16 protein-coding genes are annotated in these 19826 nt (G+C 70.3%); 6 read left to right on the top strand and 10 right to left on the bottom strand.

From position 1 onward, the window contains the following. Window positions 1-2: 2 nt before the first annotated feature. A complete protein-coding gene (locus tag AB0M99_RS16365) occupies window positions 3-992 on the top strand; it encodes a COX15/CtaA family protein (RefSeq protein WP_365920796.1) in 990 nt (329 codons plus the stop codon). Window positions 993-1026: 34 nt separating this feature from the next. On the opposite strand, the gene AB0M99_RS16360 is transcribed toward AB0M99_RS16365, so the two are convergent. The 3 genes from AB0M99_RS16360 to AB0M99_RS16350 all read right to left on the bottom strand — a co-directional run bounded on the left by AB0M99_RS16360 (window position 1027) and on the right by AB0M99_RS16350 (window position 3627). Then, window positions 1027-2148, bottom strand: coding sequence for an amidohydrolase family protein (locus tag AB0M99_RS16360; RefSeq protein WP_365920794.1), 1122 nt, complete (start codon window positions 2146-2148; stop codon window positions 1027-1029). A 135-nt stretch (window positions 2149-2283) separates the two neighbouring features. Further along, complete coding sequence (locus AB0M99_RS16355; protein ID WP_365920792.1) at window positions 2284-2646, bottom strand: hypothetical protein; 363 nt, start codon at window positions 2644-2646, stop codon at window positions 2284-2286. Between the two features lie 39 nt (window positions 2647-2685). Next, window positions 2686-3627 carry a heme o synthase gene (locus AB0M99_RS16350; protein ID WP_365920790.1) on the bottom strand — a complete coding sequence of 314 codons (942 nt, stop codon included), beginning with the start codon at window positions 3625-3627 and terminating at the stop codon, window positions 2686-2688. Window positions 3628-3899: 272 nt separating this feature from the next. Between AB0M99_RS16350 and tkt the strand changes: the two genes are divergently transcribed. From tkt to pgl, 5 genes are all read left to right on the top strand, one after another. Then, the gene (gene tkt, locus AB0M99_RS16345; RefSeq protein ID WP_365920788.1) at window positions 3900-5987 is read left to right on the top strand and encodes a transketolase; all 2088 of its coding nucleotides are present in this window, start codon (window positions 3900-3902) and stop codon (window positions 5985-5987) included. A gap of 35 nt (window positions 5988-6022) precedes the next feature. After that, window positions 6023-7141: a transaldolase gene (gene tal, locus AB0M99_RS16340; protein ID WP_365920786.1), complete on the top strand. Its 1119-nt coding sequence runs from the start codon at window positions 6023-6025 to the stop codon at window positions 7139-7141. A gap of 5 nt (window positions 7142-7146) precedes the next feature. Then, entirely contained in the window at window positions 7147-8673 is a 1527-nt protein-coding gene (gene zwf / locus AB0M99_RS16335; protein WP_365920784.1) for a glucose-6-phosphate dehydrogenase, read from the top strand. Continuing rightward, window positions 8670-9719, top strand: coding sequence for a glucose-6-phosphate dehydrogenase assembly protein OpcA (gene opcA / locus AB0M99_RS16330; RefSeq protein WP_365920782.1), 1050 nt, complete (start codon window positions 8670-8672; stop codon window positions 9717-9719). The genes zwf and opcA overlap by 4 nt, the downstream gene beginning before the upstream one ends. A gap of 93 nt (window positions 9720-9812) precedes the next feature. Further along, window positions 9813-10595 (top strand): 6-phosphogluconolactonase, encoded by a 783-nt coding sequence (gene pgl / locus AB0M99_RS16325; protein ID WP_365920780.1) that lies wholly within the window; start codon window positions 9813-9815, stop codon window positions 10593-10595. A 75-nt stretch (window positions 10596-10670) separates the two neighbouring features. On the opposite strand, the gene pgi is transcribed toward pgl, so the two are convergent. The 7 genes from pgi to AB0M99_RS16290 form a co-directional block, all read right to left on the bottom strand. Continuing rightward, a complete protein-coding gene (gene pgi, locus AB0M99_RS16320; RefSeq protein WP_365921001.1) occupies window positions 10671-12377 on the bottom strand; it encodes a glucose-6-phosphate isomerase in 1707 nt (568 codons plus the stop codon). A gap of 138 nt (window positions 12378-12515) precedes the next feature. After that, on the bottom strand, window positions 12516-12851 hold the full coding sequence (locus tag AB0M99_RS16315) for an RNA polymerase-binding protein RbpA (protein WP_008741068.1): 336 nt from the start codon (window positions 12849-12851) through the stop codon (window positions 12516-12518). 211 nt (window positions 12852-13062) lie between these two features. Then, on the bottom strand, window positions 13063-13296 hold the full coding sequence (secG, locus tag AB0M99_RS16310) for a preprotein translocase subunit SecG (RefSeq protein WP_358893201.1): 234 nt from the start codon (window positions 13294-13296) through the stop codon (window positions 13063-13065). Between the two features lie 144 nt (window positions 13297-13440). Beyond that, the gene (gene tpiA / locus AB0M99_RS16305) at window positions 13441-14217 is read right to left on the bottom strand and encodes a triose-phosphate isomerase (protein WP_365920777.1); all 777 of its coding nucleotides are present in this window, start codon (window positions 14215-14217) and stop codon (window positions 13441-13443) included. Between the two features lie 6 nt (window positions 14218-14223). After that, window positions 14224-15435, bottom strand: a complete 1212-nt coding sequence (locus AB0M99_RS16300) for a phosphoglycerate kinase (protein WP_365920775.1) — start codon at window positions 15433-15435, stop codon at window positions 14224-14226. Between the two features lie 108 nt (window positions 15436-15543). Then, window positions 15544-16548: a type I glyceraldehyde-3-phosphate dehydrogenase gene (gene gap / locus AB0M99_RS16295; protein WP_365920774.1), complete on the bottom strand. Its 1005-nt coding sequence runs from the start codon at window positions 16546-16548 to the stop codon at window positions 15544-15546. 210 nt (window positions 16549-16758) lie between these two features. Next, complete coding sequence (locus AB0M99_RS16290; RefSeq protein WP_365920772.1) at window positions 16759-19716, bottom strand: M14 family zinc carboxypeptidase; 2958 nt, start codon at window positions 19714-19716, stop codon at window positions 16759-16761. Window positions 19717-19826: the final 110 nt, after the last annotated feature.

The following is a 19826-nucleotide window of genomic DNA, read 5'->3' as shown; positions in this document are numbered from 1 at the left end:
CTTTGCACAAGGGTCCGCGTACGATAAGGGCCGTGTTGACCCCTCTCGCTTACATCGCCAGCCGCTGGACTCCGTCACCCCGGACCGTCCGGCGGGCCGCGGCCACCGCTCTCCTCATGAGCGTGGTCATCGTCGTCACAGGCGGCGCGGTGCGGCTGACCGGCTCAGGCCTCGGCTGCGACACCTGGCCCAAGTGCACCGACGACAGCCTGGTCGCGACCGGGGAACAGGGCATCCACGGTGCCATCGAGTTCGGCAACCGCATGCTGACGTACGTGCTCAGCGCGGCCGTTGGCTGGGTCATCATCGCCGCCCGCTCGGCCAAGCCCTGGCGCCACTCGCTGACCCGGCTCGGCTGGATCCAGTTCGTCATCGTGATGGGCAACGCCGTGCTCGGCGGCATCACCGTCATGACGGGGCTCAACCCCTACAGCGTGGCGGGGCACTTCCTCCTCGCCACCTCGCTCATCACCGTGGCGACGGTCACCTGGCAGCGCACCCGCGAGGGCGACACCGCCCCCCGGCCGCGCGTACCCGGCCCGGTGCGCAAGCTGTCCTGGGCGATGATCGCGACCACCCTGGTCCTGATCGCGGCGGGCACGGTCGTCACCGGCTCCGGTCCGCACGCCGGCGACAAGGCCGAGATCAAGCGGATGCCGTTCGACTGGTCGACCACCGCCCACGTGCACGCCGTGGCCGCCTGGCTGGTCTGCGCGCTCGCCGTCGCGATGTGGCTGGTGCTGCGCGTGGTGGACGCCCCCACCGACACCCGGGCGCGCGCCCGGGACCTGCTGATCGTGCTGCTCGCCCAGGGCGGCATCGGCTACGTGCAGTTCTTCACCAAGCTGCCGGAGGCCCTGGTCGCCGCGCACATGCTCGGCTCCTGCCTGGTGTGGATCGCGGTGCTCCGCCTCGCGCTCGCCCTGCGCGAGCGGCCCGCGGCCCAGGCGGAGATCCCGGCCCAGGGCGACGCGCAGCTCTCCGCCGTCTGACCCCCGTCCGACCCTCCCGGCGCCGGTCCCGGCGTCAGCTCCGCTCGTCCAGCCGGTACACGCGGCGGGCATTGCCCGCCGCGACCATGGCCGCCACCCGGTCGGCGTCCCGCCAGGACCAGGCGCCCTCGGCGACCCAGCCGCCCAGGACCCGGCCCAGCGCCTCCCGGAACACCAGTGCGCCGACCGCGTGCAGTTCGGGCAGCGGGCCGCCGCCGCTGGAGAAGAGCAGCTTCCCGAACGGCGCGAGTTCCAGCAGTTCCGCCAGCACCTCGGCCGCCCGCGGTCCGGACCGGCCCAGGGCCGCGCCGAGGTCGGCGTGGACGTGCGGGAACGCGGCCGCCAGGTGCGCCGCGTCCCGGTGGTACGGGTATCCGCCGAGCAGGACCAGCCGCGTGCCCAGGCCCGCGGTGGCCCGTACGAACTCCGTCAGGAGCCCCGGACGCGCCTCTTCCGGGCGCGCTCCCGGCTCCCCCGCGCCCGTGTGCAGCTGGAGCGGCAGCCCGGACGCCACCGCGCTCCACATCAGGTGCCGCAGGAGTACGGGGTCCCGTACGGCCCCGCCCTTGACCCGGCGGGCCAGCCACCGCCCGGCCGCCCCGCGCACCTCGCCCGGACCGGGCGGCTCGGGCGCGTGCGCGAGGGCCGCGGGGTACCCCGCGCCGGCTCCGCAGGTGAAGGCGACGGCCCCGGCGGCCGCGTGGTGCACGGCCTCGGCGAGGTTCGCCAGGAAGGCGGCTACGGTCCCGGAGGTGTCGGCGGCCTGCTCGGCGAGCAGTTCGAGGCGCACCAGCTCGTGGGCCTCGGCGTCCCCGGCGAGGGCCAGCTCCTTGACCCCGGTGAGGTCCCCGGGCACCCCGGTGTCGACCAGGTGCGTGGCGATCCCGGAGCCCCGCAGCAGGCGCCGCCCGGCCTCGGCCACGCCCAGTTCGCGGCGGCGGGCCAGGTAGCGGGCGGGGGCGCAGTGCGGCTCCAGCCCGAGCAGCGGCGGGCACCAGCGGCGCACGGCGAAGCCGGTCTGGGAGTCGAAGAAGGTGGTGCCGGCGGCGGGCGGGCCGGCCGAAGGGATCAGCTGGGCCTCGAAGGTGCCGAGGCCCAGCTCCGTGCGGAGCACTCCCTGGCAGTACTGGTCCACCAGGGGCGGCGTTTCGATCATCCGGTCATCCCGTTGCGGACGTGAGGAAGGGGCTTCCACACGTCCTAACGGGTGAGCGGGGTGTGAGGTGTTGCTCGCGCTGTTGACCGAGCGCTCCCCGGCCACCGGATCGGGCCGCCGGATCGGGCCGCCGGGTCAGGCCGCCGGGTTCACGGTTCCGCCGAGCTGGAGGCCGGCCATCCGCTCCCACTCGTACGGGCCGGTCTTCACGCGCGCGGCGAACTCCCCGTCGAACTCCTCGTGGAGGGTCAGCCCGGCCTTCTCGGCCGCGAGCTGCGCGACGGCGTAGGTCGGGGCCACCAGGTCGCCCCAGCCGCCGTCCGTGCCGACGAGGACGATCCGGGTGCCGGCCTGGCCGATGTGGGCGAGCTGGCCCTCGACGCCGCCGTGCTGCTTGGCGAACGCGTCGATCTGCTTGGCCAGCTTCGCCGCCCTGCGGTCCTGCTTCTTGTCCGCGGCGCCTTCGCTGCCTGCGGTCTCTGCCGTGGTGTCTGCCATGGGAGGCATGCTACCGGCGGGTAATGAACGGAGGAAGCATCAGCGGAGGAAGGGATCCACTGCCACCGCGACGAAGAGCAGCGACACGTAGGTGATGGACCAGTGGAACAGCCGCATCTCCTTGAGCTTCGCGCCCGTCACGCCGGCCTTGGCCCGCGCGTGCAGCGCGTGCGCCTCCCACAGCCACCAGCCGCCCGCCACCAGCGCGACCGCGGTGTAGAACCAGCCGGTGTACCCCAGCGGGGTCAGCAGCAGCGAGACCGCCACCATCACCCAGCTGTAGAGGACGATCTGGCGCGCCACGACCTTGTTGCCGGCCACGACCGGGAGCATCGGCACGCCGACCCGGGCGTAGTCGTCCTTCACCTTCATGGACAGCGGCCAGTAGTGCGGCGGCGTCCAGAAGAAGATGACGAGGAAGAGGATGACCGCGGCCCAGGAGACCTCGTTCTTCACGGCCGACCAGCCGATGAGCACCGGCATGCAGCCCGCGATGCCGCCCCAGACGATGTTCTGGGCGGTGCGCCGCTTCAACAGCATCGTGTAGATCACGACGTAGAAGAGGAGCGCGCCGAGCGCGAGGGCCGCCGACAGCCAGTTGATGAGCAGGCCGAAGAAGAGGGTGGAGACCACACCGAGGGTGATGCCGAAGACGAGGCATTCGCGGGGGGTCACCATGCCGGTCACCAGCGGGCGCTGCGAGGTCCGGTCCATCAGCGCGTCGATGTCGCGGTCGATGTACATGTTCAGCGCGTTGGCGCCGCCCGCGGACAGGTACCCGCCGAAGCAGGTCGCGAGGACCAGCCACAGGGAGGGCACGCCCTGCTCGGCGAGGAACATCACCGGCACTGTGGTGATCAGCAGAAGTTCGATGATCCGAGGCTTGGTCAATGCCACGAAAGCCATGGCCCGGGCCCCGAACGGCCGGTGACCGGGGCTCGTCCCGAGCACCCCCGCTGGACGGGATTCGACGGCCGTCACGCACACCCCTGACAGAGAATCCAGCAAGCTCCAGCGCAGACGCTTCAGATATGAAGGCCTCGTAAAGACTTGCGCGTACCACGCCACTGTAGACGTAGCTCTTATCCCGTCCCGCGCGGGGGTCACCTCGTGTTGGTCCGATCGGCGCTCAGACGTCACGGCGGACCGCGGGTACTCGAATAGCTGCACGCCGTGGCGGGGGTAGGCTCGGAATCGCCCCGGTGCACCGTTCGTACCGGGAACAGACATGTGGAGAGGAGCCCTGAAAAACGGTGAGCACCAAGCCGACCACCACAGAGCTCGAGTGGACCGAACTGGACCAGCGGGCTGTTGACACCGCCCGCATCCTGGCCGCGGACGCGGTCCAGAAGGTCGGAAACGGCCACCCGGGCACGGCGATGAGCCTGGCCCCCGCCGCGTACACCCTCTTCCAGAAGGTGATGCGGCACGACCCGGCGGACCCGGAGTGGGTCGGTCGCGACCGTTTCGTGCTCTCCGCGGGGCACTCGTCCCTGACCCTGTACACCCAGCTCTACCTGGGCGGCTTCGGCCTGGAGCTGGACGACCTCAAGGCGTTCCGCACCTGGGGCTCCAAGACCCCGGGCCACCCGGAGTACGGCCACACGGCCGGCGTCGAGACCACCACCGGCCCGCTGGGCCAGGGCGTCGCCAACGCGGTGGGCATGGCCATGGCCGCCCGCTACGAGCGCGGCCTGTTCGACCCCGAGGCCCCCGCGGGCACCTCCCCGTTCGACCACATGGTCTACGCGATCGCGGGCGACGGCTGCCTCCAGGAGGGCATCTCCCACGAGGCGTCCGCGCTGGCCGGCCACCAGAAGCTCGGCAACCTGGTGCTGCTGTGGGACGACAACCACATCTCGATCGAGGGCGACACCGAGACGGCCGTCTCCGAGGACACCCTCAAGCGGTACGAGGCGTACGGCTGGCACGTCCAGCGCGTCGCGCAGCAGGAGAACGGCGACCTCGACCCCAAGGCGCTGTTCGCCGCCCTCCAGGCCGCCAAGGCCGAGACCGGGCGCCCCTCCTTCATCGCGGCCCGCTCGATCATCGCCTGGCCCGCCCCGCACGCCCAGGGCACCGAGGCCTCGCACGGCTCGGCCCTCGGCAACGACGAGGTCGCCGCCACCAAGGTCGTGCTCGGCTTCGACCCGGAGCAGACCTTCGAGGTCTCCGACGCGGTCATCTCGCACACCCGCGCCCTCGGGGACCGCGGCCGCGAGGCCAAGGCCGCCTGGGAGAAGGACTTCTCCGCCTGGCGCACCGCCAACCCGGAGCGCGCGGCGGAGTTCGACCGCATCAACGCCAACGAGCTGCCCGCGGGCTGGGAGGACAAGCTCCCCGTCTTCGAGGCCGGCAAGGGTGTCGCCACCCGCGCCGCCTCCGGCAAGGTGCTCGAAGCGCTCGGCGCGGTCATCCCGGAGCTGTGGGGCGGCTCGGCCGACCTCGCCGGCTCCAACAACACCACCATCGACAAGAACTCCTCGTTCCTGCCGGTGGGCAACCCGCTGCCGGAGGCCGACCCGTACGGCCGCACCATCCACTTCGGCATCCGCGAGCACGCCATGGCCGCGTCCATGAACGGCATCGCCCTGCACGGCCACACCCGCATCTACGGCGGCACCTTCCTGGTGTTCTCCGACTACATGCGCAACGCCGTCCGGCTGTCCGCCCTGATGCACCTGCCGGTGACGTACGTGTGGACGCACGACTCCATCGGCCTCGGCGAGGACGGCCCGACCCACCAGCCGGTCGAGCACGTCGCCTCGCTGCGCGCCATCCCGGGCCTGAACGTGGTCCGCCCGGCCGACGCGAACGAGACCGCCGTCGCGTGGCGCGAGATCCTCAAGCGCCACACCAAGGTGTTCGGCAAGGGCGCCCCCCACGGCCTGGCGCTGACCCGCCAGGGCGTGCCGACGTACGAGCGCAACGAGAACGCCGCCAAGGGCGGTTACGTGCTCTTCGAGGCGGAGGGCGGCCCGGCTCAGGTCGTCCTCATCGGCACCGGCTCCGAGGTCCAGCTCGCCGTCGCCGCGCGCGAGGCGCTCCAGGCCGAGGGCGTCCCGGCCCGCGTGGTCTCGATGCCGTCCGTCGAGTGGTTCGAGGAGCAGGACCAGGAGTACAAGGACAGCGTCCTGCCGCCCGCCGTCAAGGCGCGCGTCGCGGTCGAGGCCGGCATCGGCCTGACCTGGCACCGCTACGTCGGCGACGCCGGCCGGATCGTCTCGCTGGAGCACTTCGGTGCCTCGGCCGACGGCGCCGTCCTGTACCGCGAGTTCGGCCTGACCGCCGAGGCCGTGACCGCAGCCGCCCGCGAGTCGCTCGCGGCCGCCGCGCGCTGACGTCCGTACCAAGACCAGTAGGAGATGCAATTCCCATGACAGACGCACTCAAGCGCCTCTCCGACGAGGGCGTGGCGATCTGGCTGGACGACCTGTCCCGCAAGCGCATCACGTCGGGCAACCTGGCCGAGCTCATCGACCAGCAGCACGTCGTCGGTGTCACCACCAACCCGTCGATCTTCCAGAAGGCGATCAGCAGCGGTGACGGCTACGGGCAGCAGCTCGCGGACCTCGCCGCCCGCAAGGTCACCGTCGACGAGGCGATCCGCATGATCACCACGGCGGACGTCCGCGACGCCGCCGACATCCTGCGCCCGGTCTACGACGCGACCGAGGGCCAGGACGGCCGGGTCTCGATCGAGGTCGACCCGCGCCTGGCGCACAACACCGCGGCGACCATCGCCGAGGCCAAGCAGCTCGCCTGGCTGGTGGACCGCCCGAACACGCTCATCAAGATCCCGGCGACCGAGGCCGGCCTGCCGGCGATCACCGAGGTCATCGGCAAGGGCATCAGCGTCAACGTCACGCTGATCTTCTCGCTGGAGCGCTACCGCGCGGTCATGGACGCCTACCTGGCGGGCCTGGAGAAGGCGAAGGCCGCGGGCCTGGACCTCTCCAAGATCCACTCGGTGGCCTCCTTCTTCGTGTCCCGCGTGGACAGCGAGATCGACAAGCGCCTGGACGCCGTCGGCACCGACGAGGCCAAGGCCCTCAAGGGCAAGGCGGCGCTCGCCAACGCCCGTCTGGCCTACGAGGCGTACGAAGAGGTGTTCGGCAGCGAGCGCTGGGCGGCCCTGGACAAGGCGCACGCCAACAAGCAGCGCCCGCTGTGGGCCTCGACCGGCGTCAAGGACCCGGCGTACAAGGACACCCTGTACGTGGTGGACCTGGTCGCCCCCGGCACGGTGAACACCATGCCCGAGGGCACCCTGGAGGCCACCGCCGACCACGGCGAGGTCTCCGGCGACACCATCCGCGGCACCTACGAGCAGTCGCGCAATGAGCTCGAAGCGGTCGCGAAGCTGGGCATTTCGTACGACGATGTGGTGCAGCTGCTCGAGGACGAGGGCGTCGAGAAGTTCGAGGCGTCCTGGAACGACCTGCTGAAGTCGACCGAGGCGGAGCTTTCCCGCCTTGCCCCCACGGAGGCCTGAACACCTTGTCTGTAAACGGAGCGAACCCGCTTCGTGACGCACAGGACCGGCGGCTCCCGCGCATCGCGGGGCCGTCCGGCCTGGTCATTTTCGGCGTTACGGGTGACCTGTCGCGCAAGAAGCTGATGCCTGCCGTCTACGACCTGGCCAACCGCGGGCTGCTCCCGCCGGGCTTCTCGCTGATCGGCTTCGCCAGACGCGAGTGGCAGGACGAGGACTTCGCGAAGGAGGTCCACGACGCCGTCAAGGAACACTCCCGTACGCCGTTCCGCGAAGAGGTCTGGCAGCAGCTGGTGCAGGGCTGCCGGTTCGTCCAGGGCGACTTCGACGACGACCAGGCGTTCGAGACGCTGAAGGCGACGATCGAGGAGCTGGACAAGGCGCAGGGCACGGGCGGCAACTTCGCCTTCTACCTGTCCGTCCCCCCGAAGTTCTTCCCCAAGGTGGTCCAGCAGCTCAAGGACCACGGCCTGGCGGAGAAGGCGGGCTCCTGGCGGCGCGCGGTGATCGAGAAGCCCTTCGGGCACGACCTGAAGAGCGCGGAAGAGCTCAACAAGATCGTCCACGAGGTCTTCCCCCGTGACGAGGTCTTCCGGATCGACCACTACCTCGGCAAGGAGACCGTCCAGAACATCCTGGCGCTCCGCTTCGCCAACACCATGTTCGAGCCGATCTGGAACCGGTCGTACGTCGACCACGTGCAGATCACCATGGCGGAGGACATCGGCATCGGCGGCCGGGCCGGCTACTACGACGGCATCGGCGCGGCCCGCGACGTCATCCAGAACCACCTGCTCCAGTTGCTCGCGCTGACGGCGATGGAGGAGCCCGGCTCCTTCCACCCCAAGGCCCTGGTGGCCGAGAAGCTCAAGGTGCTGACCGCGGTGGAGCTGCCCGAGGACCTGGGCAAGCACACCGTGCGCGGCCAGTACTCGGCGGCCTGGCAGGGCGGCGAGAAGGTCGTCGGGTACCTCGAAGAGGACGGCATCGACCCCAAGTCGAAGACCGACACCTACGCCGCCATCCGCCTGGAGATCAACAACCGCCGCTGGGCGGGCGTCCCGTTCTACCTGCGGACCGGCAAGCGCCTGGGCCGCAGGGTGACCGAGATCGCCGTGGTCTTCAAGCGGGCCCCGTACCTGCCGTTCGAGTCCGGGGCGACCGAGGAGCTGGGGCAGAACGCCCTGGTCATCCGGGTCCAGCCGGACGAGGGCGTGACGGTGCGCTTCGGCTCCAAGGTTCCGGGCACCTCCATGGAGGTGCGGGACGTGACGATGGACTTCGCCTACGGCGAGTCCTTCACGGAGTCGAGCCCCGAGGCGTACGAGCGGCTGATCCTCGATGTCCTCCTGGGTGACGCGAACCTCTTCCCGCGCCACCAGGAGGTCGAGCTGTCCTGGAACATCCTCGACCCGATCGAGCAGTACTGGGACAAGCACGGCAAGCCCGCGCAGTACGCGGCGGGCACCTGGGGACCGGTCGAGGCGGACGAGATGCTCGCACGAGACGGACGGAGCTGGCGCCGGCCATGAAGATCGACCTCACGGAGACCAACTCCAGCAAGATCAATGCCGCGTTGGTGCAGGCGCGCCGGGACATCGGCACGCCGGCCATCGGCATGGTCCTCACGCTGGTGATCGTGACCGACGAGGAGAACGCGTACGACGCGCTCAAGTCGGCGAACGACGCTTCCCACGAACACCCTTCGCGGATCATCGTCGTGGTCAAGCGGGCGGCCCGCTCGCCGCGCAGCCGCCGCGACGCCCGTCTCGACGCGGAAGTCCGCGTCGGGGCGGACTCCGGCACTGGCGAAACGGTTGTGCTCCGCCTTCACGGCGAACTGGTCGACCACGCCCAGTCGGTGGTCCTCCCGCTTCTCCTGCCTGACGCCCCCGTGGTCGTCTGGTGGCCGGAGGGAGCTCCGTCGGACCTGGCGGGCGACCCGCTGGGGGCGCTCGGGCAGCGCCGGATCACGGACACGTACTCCTGCGAGAACCCCATCGGGGCACTCGCCACGCGGGCGGCGGCCTACGCCCCCGGGGACACGGACCTGTCCTGGACCCGGATCACGCCCTGGCGCTCGATGCTGGCCGCCGCACTTGACCAGCAGGTCCTGTCGGTCTCCTCGGCGACCGTCGAGGGCGAGGACGACAACCCGAGCTGCGAGCTGCTGGCCATGTGGCTGGCGGACCGCCTCGGCGTCCCGGTCAAGCGGACCCTGTCCGCGGGCCCGGGCCTCACCTCGGTCCGCATGGAGACCAAGGACGGCGAGATCGTCCTGGACCGCGCGGACGGGGCGCTGGCCACGCTGTGCATGCCGGGGCAGCCCGACCGTGCGGTGGCGCTCAAGCGCCGCGACACGGCCGAGCTCCTGGCGGAGGAGCTGCGCCGGCTGGACCCGGACAACACGTACGAGTCCGCGCTGAAGTTCGGCGTGGCGCGGCTGGAGGCGTCGGCCGTCCCGGCGGCGGCGTCCAAGCCCGCACCGGCACCGGCCGGGGCACCGGCTCCTGCCGAAGCCCGGGCCGAGGCCTCGAAGCCGGCGCCCAAGCCGGCCAAGAAGGCCGCGGCCAAGTAGTACGCACGGGCCGCCGCGCGGGGCGGGGGCGCACTCCGCCCCGCGCGGCAAGGCCCGTACCAAGACCTAGCGACAAGGCGGCAGCACATGGGCATGACGACTCCTCAGGTCGTCGTCCACCGGGACAAGGAGCTGATGGCCCAGGCCGCGGCGGCCCGGCTCATCACTAAGGTCGTGGACGCCCAGGCGGCCCGCGGCACCGCGTCCGTGGTGCTGACCGGCGGCCGCAACGGCAACGGGCTCCTCGCCGCGCTCGCCGCGGCCCCGGCCCGGGACGCCGTCGACTGGGCCCGGCTGGACCTGTGGTGGGGCGACGAGCGGTACGTCCCCGCCGACGACCCCGAGCGCAACCACACGCAGGCCCGTGAGGCCCTCCTGGACGCCGTCCCGGTCGACCCCGCGCGCGTGCACTCCATGCCCGCCTCGGACGGCCCGTACGGCACCGACGTGGACGCGGCCGCAGCCGCGTACGCCGAGGAGCTGCGCAAGGCCTCCGGCCCGGAGGACCACGGCCCGGTCCCCCGCTTCGACGTGCTGATGCTGGGCGTCGGCCCGGACACGCACGTGGCCTCGCTGTTCCCGGAGCACCCCGCGTCCCGGGAGACCGAGCGCACGGTGGTCGGGGTCCACGGCGCCCCGAAGCCCCCGCCGACCCGGATCTCGCTCACCCTCCCGGCGATCCGGGCGGCCCGCGAGGTCTGGCTGCTGGCGGCGGGCGAGGACAAGGCCGGCGCGGTGGCCATCGCCCTCGGCGGCGCCGGCGAGGTCCAGGCCCCGGCGGCGGCCGCGTACGGCCGCTCCCGCACCCTGTGGCTCCTGGACCGGGCGGCCGCGGCGAAGCTGCCGAGCGGGATGTACCCCCCGGCGTCCTCCTGACGCGTACGTGAAAGGGCCCGCCCTCCGGTAGTCCGGAGGGCGGGCCCTTTCACATGTCCCGCGGCGTCAGCGGTGTCAGCCGCGGCCGCGCAGCTCGCGGTACGTGGACACCAGCGCCCGCGTCGAGGGGTCCAGGGACTCCACGTGGCTGCCGTCGATCAGCGCCGGCTCGACCTGCTTGGCCAGGACCTTGCCGAGCTCCACGCCCCACTGGTCGAAGGAGTCGATGTTCCACACCGCGCCCTGGACGAACACCTTGTGCTCGTACAGCCCGATGAGCTGGCCCAGCGACCGCGGCGTGAGCTCCGTGGCCAGAATCGTGGTCGTCGGGTGGTTGCCCCGGAAGGTCTTGTGCGCGACGAGCGCCTCGGCGACGCCCTCCGCCCGGACCTCGGCCGCCGTCTTGCCGAAGGCCAGCGCCTGCGTCTGCGCGAAGAAGTTGGCCATCAGCAGGTCGTGCTGGGCCTCCAGCGCGGCGGACAGCTCCCCGACGGGCCGCGCGAAACCGATGAAGTCCGCCGGGATCATCCGGGTGCCCTGGTGGATCAACTGGTAGTAGGCGTGCTGCCCGTTCGTGCCGGGCGTGCCCCACACCACGGGACCCGTCTGCCACTCCACCGGGTTGCCGTCCCGGTCCACGGACTTGCCGTTGGACTCCATGTCCAGCTGCTGCAAGTACGCCGTGAAGCGCGACAGGTAGTGGCTGTACGGGAGGACCGCGTGCGACTGGGCGTCGAAGAACGCCCCGTACCAGACCCCCAACAGGCCGAGCAGCAGCGGTGCGTTCTCCTCCGCCGGAGCCGTCCGGAAGTGCCGGTCCATGTCGGCGAAGCCGGCGAGCAGCTCGCGGAAGGCGTCGGGGCCGATGGCGACCATCAGGGAGAGGCCGATGGCCGAGTCGAAGGAGTAGCGCCCGCCGACCCAGTCCCAGAACTCGAACATGTTGGCCGGGTCGATGCCGAACTCGGTGACCTTGCCGGCGTTGGTCGACAGGGCCACGAAGTGCCGTGCCACGGCCGACTCGTCGCCGCCCAGGCCCGCCAGCAGCCACTCCCGCGCCGAGGTGGCGTTGGTGATGGTCTCGATGGTCGTGAAGGTCTTCGAGGCGATGATGAAGAGCGTCTCGGCCGGGTCCAGGTCCCGCACGGCCTCGTGCAGGTCGGCGCCGTCCACGTTCGACACGAAACGGAGCGTCAGGCCCCGGTCGGTGAAGGCGCGCAGCGCCTCGTACGCCATCGCCGGGCCCAGGTCGGAGCCGCCGATGCCGATGTTGACGACGTTCTTGATGCGCTTGCCGGTGAAGCCGGTCCACTCCCCCGACCGGACCTGGTCGCTGAAGGCCGCCATCTTGTCGAGGACGGCGTGAACGCCGGGGACGACGTTCTCGCCGTCCACCTCGACGACCGCGTCCGCGGGCGCGCGCAGCGCGGTGTGCAGGACCGCCCGGTCCTCGGTCGTGTTGATCTTCTCGCCGCGGAACATCGCGTCGCGCAGCCCGGCCACGTCCGTCGCCGCGGCCAGCTCGCGCAGCAGCGTCAGCGTCTCGTCGGTGACGATGTGCTTCGAGTAGTCGATGTGCAGGTCGCCGACCCGCAGCGTGTAGCCGACCCCGCGGCCGGGATTCGTCTCGAACAGTTCCCGCAGATGCGTCTGCCCCAGCTCTTCCCGGTGCTTGCCGAGTGCGAGCCACTCCGGCATCCGATTGAGCTTCGTTCGGCCCTCCCGTCGCCCGCCACCACCCTCGATTGACGCGCTTCGCGCGGCGGCCTGGTTTGCGTTCATCTCGGACATCAACCCACTTCTTCCGTCCTGTCGTGCCCCGCCACGCACCAACCTAAGGGATCGGAAGGGGCACAACCGCCACAAAGAAGCCCGGCCCACGGAGAGATGCCTCCGCGGGCCGGGCCGGACGTCACGAACTCAGATCTCGCCGCGCAGTTTGGCGAGTGCTTCGGCGAGGATCGCCTCGCCGTCGGCGTCGGTGCGCCGTTCCCGTACGTACGCCAGGTGCGTCTTGTACGGCTCGGTACGCGGCGGCGCGGGCGGGCTGTCCCGGTCCTGACCGGCCGGGAACCCGCAACGCGGGCAGTCCCAGGTGTCCGGCACCTGTGCGTCGCTGGCGAAGCTCGGCTGCGTCTCGTGCCCGTTCGAGCACCAGAAGGAGATGCGCAGGCGGGGCGCGGATTCGCCGCGCTCGGCCTCACCCATCGGCCCCGCTCCGACCCGACTACCACGGATCGCGTTGCCACTTGCCACGGTCGTAACTCCCTGCGTGATGGTGCCGCCAAGCGTGAGTGGAATTCCGCTGCGGGCGCCCAAGTCTACGTATAGCCCAACTCGCGTGCAGTGACCGGAGGGACCATCCCCACAGCCGTGGGGAGCAGAGTTACTTTTTCCGTGACCAGGACGCCGGACCTCATGATAGGCCGGAGGGAGCCGACCGGAGTGCCGGAATGGCCAGAACGCTTCAGCTGCCGTTGGACTTCATGAGCAGGCCGAGCGCGACGATGCACGCGAACCACAGCAGACCGATGACGACGGTGATGCGGTCGAGGTTGCGCTCCGCGACCGAGGAGCCGCCGACCGACGACTGCATGCCGCCGCCGAACATGTCGGAAAGGCCGCCGCCCTTGCCCTTGTGCATCAGCACGAGCAGCATCAGCAGGGCGCTGAAGACGATCAGGGCGATCGAGAACCCCATAATCACGGCTGATTCCTACTTTCTGGCTTTTCTGGCTTTCCGGCTTCGCTGAAATGTGCAGCGGGGGCCAGTGGCTGGTGGTTCAGCCTCCTGGCCCCCGCAAGGGTACGACGGATCCGTCCTACCGCATACTCACGGAGATCGTCACTGGTCGCGGAAGCGGACGATCTTGACGAACTCGTCCGCGTCCAGCGCCGCGCCGCCGATCAGGGCGCCGTCGACATCGGGCTGCGCCATGATCGCCGCGATGTTCCCGGACTTCACCGAGCCGCCGTACTGGATGCGGACCTTGTCGGCCAGCTCCTGCGAGTACAGCTCCGCGAGGCGGCCGCGGATGGCACCGCAGACCTCCTGCGCGTCCTCGGGGGTGGCGACCTCGCCGGTCCCGATGGCCCATACGGGCTCGTACGCGATCACGATGGACTCGACCTGCTCGGCCGGGACGTCCTTGAGGCCGCCGTCGACCTGGCTCAGCGTGTACGGGACCTGCTGGCCGGCCTTGCGGACGTCCAGGCCCTCGCCGACGCACAGGATCGGGGTGATCCCGTGCTTGTAGGCGGCCTTGACCTTGGCGTTGCAGATCTCGTCGCTCTCGGCGTGGTACTGGCGGCGCTCGCTGTGGCCGACGGCCACGTAGGAGCACTGCAGCTTCGCGAGCATCGGGCCGGAGATCTCGCCGGTGTAGGCACCGGAGTCGTGCGCCGAGATGTCCTGGGCGCCGTACTTGATCTTCAGCTTGTCGCCGTCGACCAGGGTCTGGACCGAGCGGAGGTCGACGAAGGGCGGCAGGACCGCGACCTCGACGGCGTCGTAGTCCTTGTCGGCCAGGGCGAAGGCGAGCTTCTGGGTGTGGGCGATGGCCTCAAGGTGGTTGAGGTTCATCTTCCAGTTGCCCGCCATCAGCGGGGTACGCGTGGTCATACGGGTTCAGACCTCCAGTGCGGCGAGGCCGGGGAGCGTCTTGCCCTCGAGGTATTCGAGGGAGGCGCCACCACCGGTAGAGATGTGGCCGAAAGCGTTCTCGTCGAAGCCGAGCGTGCGCACGGCCGCGGCCGAGTCGCCACCGCCGACGACGGTGAAGGCGCTGCTGTCGACGAGGGCCTGCGCGATGGCGCGGGTGCCTCCGGCGTAGTCGGGGTGCTCGAAGACTCCCACGGGACCGTTCCAGAAGACGGTCTCCGCGTCGGCGATCTTCGATGCGTACAGCTCACGGGTCTTGGGACCGATGTCCAGACCCTCCTTGTCGGCGGGGATCTTGTCCGCGTCGACGGTGACGAACTCGGCCGGGGTCTTGCCCTTGAGGTCGGGGAAGTCCTGGGACGCGAGGATGTCGACCGGCAGGACCAGCTCGACGCCGGTCTCCTCGGCACGCTTCATGTACTCGTTGACGACCTCCACCTGGTCCTTCTGGAGCAGGGAGATGCCGACCTCGTAGCCCTTGGCGTAGAGGAACGTGTACGCCATGCCGCCGCCGATCAGGATGCGGTCGGCCTTGCCGAGCAGCTCGTCGATGACGGCGAGCTTGTCGGAGACCTTGGCGCCGCCGAGGATCACGACGTAGGGACGCTTGACGTCCGCGGTCAGCTTCTTCAGGACGCCGACCTCGGTGGCGATGAGGTAGCCGGCCGCGTGCGGGAGGCGCGCGGGCAGGTCGAAGACCGAGGCGTGCTTGCGGTGGACAGCGCCGAAGCCGTCGCCGACGTAGACGTCGGCGAGCTCGGCGAGCTGGTCCGCGAAGGCGCCGCGCTCGGCGTCGTCCTTCGAGGTCTCACCGGCGTTGAAGCGGAGGTTCTCGATGACGGCGACCTGGCCGTCGGCGAGCGCGGCGACGGTCTCCTTGGCGGAGGCTCCGACGGTGTCGGTGGCGAACGCGACCTGCGCGCCGAGCAGTTCGCCGAGGCGGGCCGCGGCCGGGGCGAGCGAGAAGGCCGGGTCCGGGGCGCCCTTGGGGCGGCCCAGGTGCGAGGCCACGACCACGCGGGCGCCGGCCTCGGCGAGCTTCGCGATGGTCGGCTGGACGGCGCGGATGCGGCCGTCGTCGGTGATGGCGCCGTTGGCGAGCGGCACGTTGAGGTCGGCGCGGACGAAGACCCGCTTGCCGGAGACGCCTTCGGCGAGAAGTTCGTCGATCGTCTTCATGTGTTTCTACTCCTTGTACGAGAGGGACAAGGCAAGCAACAGGGCCCGAACGGCGCTTCGTCGCGCCGCTCGGACCCTGTACCTACATCCTGGTTCCTGCCCTGGTGGTTAGAGCTGACCGCCAACGAAGACCGTCAGGTCGACGAGACGGTTGGAGTAGCCCCACTCGTTGTCGTACCAGCCGATGACCTTGACGTTCTTGCCCTGGACCATGGTCAGGGAGGAGTCGAAGGTGCACGAGTACGGCCAGTTCACGATGTCGGAGGAGACGATCGCGTCCTCGGTGTAGTCGAGGATGCCCTTGAGCTGGCCTTCGGCTGCCTTCTGGAAGGCGGTGTTGACCTCGTCCTTGGTGACCTCGCGCTCGAGCTCGATGACCAGGTCGGTCACGGAGCCGGTCGGGACCGGGACGCGCATCGCGATGCCGTCGAGCTTGCCCGCCAGCTCCGGGATCACCAGCGCGGTGGCCTTGGCGGCACCGGTGGTGGTCGGGATGATGTTCTCGGCGGCGGCGCGGGCGCGGCGCAGGTCCGAGTGCGGGAAGTCCAGGATGCGCTGGTCGTTCGTGTACGCGTGGACCGTCGTCATCATGCCCTTGACGATGCCGAAGTTCTCGAGGAGGACCTTGGCCATCGGCGCCACGCAGTTGGTGGTGCAGGAGGCGTTGGAGATGACGTGGTGGTTGTCCGCGTCGTACTTGTCGTGGTTGACGCCCATCACGATCGTGATGTCCTCGTCCTTGGCCGGGGCCGAGATGAGGACCTTCTTCGCGCCGGCCGCGATGTGCTTGGCGGCGTCGGCCTTCTTCGTGAAGATGCCGGTCGACTCGATGACGATGTCGGCACCCAGCTCGCCCCAGGGGAGGTTCGCGGGGTCGCGCTCGGCGAAGGTCTTGAAGGTGTTGCCGCCGACCGTGATGGTGTCGGCCGTGTGGGAGACCTCGTGCTTGAGGCGGCCCAGGATGGTGTCGTACTTGAGCAGGTGAACAAGGGTCGCGTTGTCAGTCAGGTCATTGACACCGACGATCTCGATGTCCGCTCCCTGCTCAAGGAGCGCCCGGAAGTAGTTGCGGCCAATTCGACCAAAACCGTTGATGCCTACGCGGATCGTCACGAACCGATCTCCTCGTTGGTGCGCCGGTAAGTCCGCCGGCGAGCTGTATGGGATGTCCCCGACCGCTTACGACCCTACCTCTCTGTGAGCTTCTGGGTGACATCGACCGGGGGCTGACACGCCCCGGGGCCCTGGGCCGGAACGTCCGGCACGGGACCCCGGGGACCTTCGTCCCCGTCACTCAGGGTGAGCGGCGGGTGGGGCTGCTGGTCAGCGGTTCAGCGATCGAAGCGCCTTACCGACGAGTAGCGTGCGGTCGGCCGCCGCCGGCAGGTGTTCCAGGCCGAAACCGAGGAGCACGGTGTCACCCGTAGTGACCGACGCGTAGGACTTGAACAGCTCCCCGGACCGGGACCAATCGCCCGGAACATCGGGACTTCCGGCAGGTGCGCCCTGGGCGGTCCAGACCCCGAGGGACGTCTCGAAGCCCTCGACGGCCCGGTCGGCTCCGCCCACGCTCAGGCGTGCCTCGTCCGCGAAGACACCGCGGCCCCCCGAACCGGGGTCGGTGATGTAGGAGAGGGAGACCTCGACGCTCTTGCCCGCGTACGCGCTCAGGTCGAAGGAGACCTGCTTCCACCCCCCGGAGGACCCGGTGAAGCTGTTCCAGGCTCCGCTCGTGCCCTGCGCGGTGCAGCCGCCGGAGTCGAGGGTGAGGTAGCGCCGCAGGAACGGGTGGCCGTTGACGAAGAACCCGGCCCCGCACTCCTCGGGGACGGTGGTGGTGCTCAGACCGCTCGCCTCGGGCAGCGTGGTCCAGTCGTCCCCGCCGGCCGTGCGGGCCTCCAGCACCGCGTGGTCGTAGCCCTCCTCGGTGTTCCAGTTCAGGGCCGTCCTGAGCTGCGGCCTGTCGGCCGCGGTGACCCCGGTCAGGTCGATGGTGCGGGTCAGGCGCTTCCAGTCGTCGTCGACGTGGGTGGCCGCGGCCATCCCGGTGCCGGCGAAGGGCGCGTACGGGTTCACGACCCCGGCGTACTGGCCTGCCTGCGCGCTCTTGAACTGCGGGAACTGCGCGGGCGCCAGGGTCTCGGAGGTCACCGTGTAGGACCCGGGGGCGTTGAGCGGGTTGCCCGCCGCGTCCCCGAGGCCGCCCTTGGCCCCGGCGAGGGAGCCTGCTCCGGTGAACCCGGTGGGACCGCTGACGCTCGCCCGGCCGAAGGCGCCGAGCCAGTACTGGCTGAAGTCGTTGGTGACGGCGCGGCCGACCTGGGCGTTGCCGCCCGCCAGTTCACCGGCCTCGATCAGCTTGCCGCCCTCGTTCAGGAAGTCGCGTACGGCGAGCTGGGTGGCGCCGCCGGGGGTCTTGGCGCCGGTGTAGTGGACGGCCGTACCGAAGTGGGAGAGCACGCCCAGGTGGTGCGGCGCTCCCTGGGCGGCGACGTCCCAGACGGCCGCGGACCTGCCGTTGGCACGCAGTGCGTCGACGTAGGTCTGGGCGTGCTGGGCCGTGGCGCCCTCCTCGGCGATCACCAGTACGTCCGCGCGCGGCCGTTCGGCCACCGTGTACGTGAAGTGCTCGCTGGAGACCTGCTTGCCGCGGTCGCGGCCGGTGAACCAGACCTCGACCTTGTCGCCGGGCCTGGCGCCGTCCACCTCGGCCCGGTACTCGTCGAACCAGTTGTTGTCCTCGCCGCCGTAGACCTCGCCGCCCTTCCAGGCCTCAAGGTCCTCGTCGTGCGTCCGGCCGCCGTTGATCCGGAAGTTGAGCTCCTTGTCCCGGAGCGCCTTGCGGGCCGTGACGGAGACCGTCTGGTCCTCGCCGCGGGCCGCGTAGGAGGTGGTGAAGGGGTCCAGGGTGAAGTCCGCGGCGCTCAGGCCCACGGGGGACGAGGGCCGGTCCGGGTGCGCGGCGCTCTCGCCGACCGCGAGGGCGAAGGGGACGTTCTTGGCGAACTCCGCCTGGATGAGCTTCTCGTCGTCCGGGAAGTTGAAGCCGGAGGCGCAGTCCTCGGGCTTCCACCGGTCGTTCGGGTCGATCTCGGAGGCCGTCTGGCAGGTGGTCATCTCCGGCGTGAACATCATGATGCCGTTGGCGTTGGACGCGTGGCCGTCGGCCTCGCCGTTGGTCGTGTACAGCTCGGAGGAGACCTGCGGGTAGTAGCCCGGGACGCCCGGGTTCTCCGGGGTGCCCGCCAGCGTCTTGTAGGCCACGTCGTCCGGGGTGGGGGTGGCCACCTGCCAGCCCACGCCGTAGAGGATCAGTTCGGCGGCGGAGTGGTAGTTGATGGCGTAGTCGAAGCCGATGCGCTTCTGGAACCGGTCGAGGGCCTCGGTCTCGGGCTCGGAGGAGGCCTTGGTGCCGCGGTAGGTCTCGCTCGACTGGTTCGGGGAGGAACCCTCGTTGTCGTAGCCCCACTTGTAGGCGAAGTTGCGGTTGAGGTCGACCCCGTCGCCGGCGGTGATCGTGCCGTCGCCGTTGTTGTCGCGCAGGTTCTTGCGCCACAGCCGCTGGCCGTCGGGGGCGTGCGTGTAGTCGTAGCCGTCGGGGTTGGCGGAGAGCAGGAACCACAGCTCGGTGGAGTCCACCAGCTTGGTGATCCGCTGGTCCTTGCCGTAGTTGTCCAGGGTGTGGTGCATCAGCCGCCGGGTCATCTCGGGGGTGATCCACTCCCGGGCGTGCTGGTTGGACATGTAGAGGACGGACGGCTTGTCGCCGTCCTTGCCCTTCTTGGCGTTCTTGCTGACCTTGAGGGCGAGGATGTCCTTGCCCTGGACGGTCTTGCCGATGGAGACGACTTTGGTGAGGCCGGGGTTCTCCTGGGCGGTCCGGAGGATCTCCTCCTGGAGGCCGCCCTTGCCGCTGTACGGGCGGAAGACCCCGTCGCCCGCGGCCTGGGAGCGGGCCTCGGCTTCGGCCGGAACCTTGCGCTCGGCGAGCTTGATGCCCTGGGCCGCGAGCTCTGCGGCCTGGTCGCCGGTGAGGAAGAGCTCGACCTTGGCGGTCCCGGTGTCGGGGGCGCGTTCGGAGAGCTCGTGGGCGTCCTGCCCGGCCGCGAGGACGAGCGGTACCTGTTCCTTGGTGATGTCGGCGTCGTAGACCCGCACCTCGTCGGCGGCGGCCCTGTCGGGCGCCGTGGACCGGTCCTGGGCCGCCGCGGGCAGTGCGGCGAGTGTGGTTCCGAAGACGAGTGCGCTTGCGGCGAGGATCGATCTCGCGCGGTGCCTCATGTGCCCCCCTGGGCGTCGTCTGCCACGAAAGCTTCGGACGACAGGCTCACGATCAGCCCATGCTCATGTCAATGGGGCGTACCGAGAAGGGGCCCGCACGAGTGATCGCG

The sequence above is a fragment of the Streptomyces sp. NPDC051183 genome (genome assembly GCF_040682455.1).
Taxonomy (GTDB): domain Bacteria; phylum Actinomycetota; class Actinomycetes; order Streptomycetales; family Streptomycetaceae; genus Streptomyces.
The sequence above is the reverse complement of the archived record's forward strand: the minus strand, read 5'-3'. Positions and strand labels throughout refer to the sequence as shown.

Bases quoted from the DNA above. Each gene is read 5' to 3' on its own strand.
- AB0M99_RS16360 (WP_365920794.1), bottom strand. From the start codon at position 2,148: ATGATCGAAACGCCGCCCCTGGTGGACCAGTACTGCCAGGGAGTGCTC.
- AB0M99_RS16355 (WP_365920792.1), bottom strand. From the start codon at position 2,646: ATGGCAGACACCACGGCAGAGACCGCAGGCAGCGAAGGCGCCGCGGAC.
- tal (WP_365920786.1), top strand. From the start codon at position 6,023: ATGACAGACGCACTCAAGCGCCTCTCCGACGAGGGCGTGGCGATCTGG.
- opcA (WP_365920782.1), top strand. From the start codon at position 8,670: ATGAAGATCGACCTCACGGAGACCAACTCCAGCAAGATCAATGCCGCG.
- pgl (WP_365920780.1), top strand. From the start codon at position 9,813: ATGACGACTCCTCAGGTCGTCGTCCACCGGGACAAGGAGCTGATGGCC.
- pgi (WP_365921001.1), bottom strand. From the start codon at position 12,377: ATGAACGCAAACCAGGCCGCCGCGCGAAGCGCGTCAATCGAGGGTGGT.
- secG (WP_358893201.1), bottom strand. From the start codon at position 13,296: ATGGGGTTCTCGATCGCCCTGATCGTCTTCAGCGCCCTGCTGATGCTG.
- tpiA (WP_365920777.1), bottom strand. From the start codon at position 14,217: ATGACCACGCGTACCCCGCTGATGGCGGGCAACTGGAAGATGAACCTC.
- AB0M99_RS16300 (WP_365920775.1), bottom strand. From the start codon at position 15,435: ATGAAGACGATCGACGAACTTCTCGCCGAAGGCGTCTCCGGCAAGCGG.
- AB0M99_RS16290 (WP_365920772.1), bottom strand. From the start codon at position 19,716: ATGAGGCACCGCGCGAGATCGATCCTCGCCGCAAGCGCACTCGTCTTC.